The organism is Erwinia oleae, assembly GCF_000770305.1.
Lineage (GTDB): Bacteria > Pseudomonadota > Gammaproteobacteria > Enterobacterales > Enterobacteriaceae > Erwinia > Erwinia oleae.
Genome location: NZ_JNVB01000155.1, coordinates 1 through 1351, shown reverse-complemented (window position 1 = coordinate 1351; position 1351 = coordinate 1). Strand labels below are relative to the sequence as shown.

Genomic DNA, 1351 nt, shown 5'->3' with positions numbered 1-1351 from the left:
GCATCTCCTTATCCACCACTCGCACGAAATAAACCAGCCACTGGCGGGCAGGGAATTTATCAGGCGGCAGGGCGGCTATTTGGTGGGTGTATTTGTCTAAAAGAAGGGTGGTAATACGGTCGTGCTCTGATTTGGGTTTCCCTGATGTGGCTTTAAGTGTTTCGGCGCGGCACTTTCTGGCCGTTGACCGTAGCGCGTTCTCAGCTTCCGGCGTCATCGGCTACCTCACTCAGTCCCAATAAGAAAGCTCCACGGACACGCGCTCGTCTGCATCTTCCTGCGAAAGAATGGGCTCCATATCATCATTTGCAGCCTGAACAGTTACTTCGGCATTTTCACGACAGAATGCTTTCCATGCGCGCTTTCCGCCTTTCCATCCGCGCATCCATCCAAGCGCTCGCGTGTTCGTCCGCCAGGCTCGATTAGCCAGGCGCATTTGTGATTTTGGCATAGGGATTTCTCCAGATAGGGGAAATAAAAAACCCCGCCGGGGCGAGGTCGTTAACTACTGATTCACTTATCCCTGAATCGGAAGTGGTGAAATGGCGGGCCTGGTATTTCAAATATTCTTCCGCACTTCGCGCAGCCGAACCTGTTTATTCCAGGAAAAGACTTCACATTAGTGCTGCTACATCTAGGGCAACGAGGAGACTGTGAGCGGAACATAAAAACCTCAACGAGATAAGGAACCTTTTTAAAGCATCGACTCATCCCTGAAAAACTTTACCTCTATCGCCGCACCAGCCCACACTCAAACTCAACATTGGGACGCCGATCAAGAATTCGCGCTTTCACCTGCTCGCATGCTGCTCTGGTTGGATAGATGGTTTCACTGACTGGTGCATATTGGGTACACTTGCTCAAATAAAGGCGCTCCAGCGCTGGCCTACCGCACCTGACCTCACCGGGGAATAACACATGGCAATGTCAAACAGCCTGCGCAATAAGCTCATTGCTGCGGCGGGCGGCGGCTCTATGCTTATCGCCACGGTATTCCTCGGCGGTAAGGACGGGGTGGAAGGGCGGGTATTTGATCCTTACAAAGATGTAGCTGGTGTCTGGACTGTCTGCGACGGCCACACCGGAAACGACATAATCAAAAATAAGCGATACACCGATCGGGAATGCGATCATCTGCTCTGGCAGGATTTACAGCCAGTAAAGAAATCAGTAGACGGTCAGGTGAAAATTCCGCTGGGTGAATACCAGCGCGCTGCTCTCTACTCATTTGCCTACAACGTCGGAACCGGCGCATTTTCTAAATCGACGCTCCTGAAGCGGCTGAATGCCGGGGATGTGGATGGCGCTTGTGATGAACTGAGGCGTTGGGTATACGCAGGCGGCCAGAAAT

Annotated in this window: 3 protein-coding genes; 1 reads left to right on the top strand and 2 read right to left on the bottom strand. The window is 52.3% G+C overall.

Going from position 1 to position 1351, the window contains the following annotated elements:
* Positions 1-217: hypothetical protein (locus GS12_RS24175; RefSeq protein ID WP_084089853.1), on the bottom strand; the 217-nt coding region annotated here is incomplete at its 3' end.
* A gap of 12 nt (positions 218-229) precedes the next feature.
* Positions 230-451, bottom strand: coding sequence for a hypothetical protein (locus GS12_RS22655; RefSeq protein WP_034951263.1), 222 nt, complete (start codon positions 449-451; stop codon positions 230-232).
* Between the two features lie 467 nt (positions 452-918).
* Here GS12_RS22655 and GS12_RS22650 point away from each other — a divergent pair.
* Positions 919-1351: lysozyme (locus tag GS12_RS22650; protein WP_034951260.1), on the top strand; the 433-nt coding region annotated here is incomplete at its 3' end.

Coding starts and splice junctions, on each gene's coding strand:
- GS12_RS22655 (WP_034951263.1), bottom strand. CDS start 451: ATGCCAAAATCACAAATGCGCCTGGCTAATCGAGCCTGGCGGACGAAC.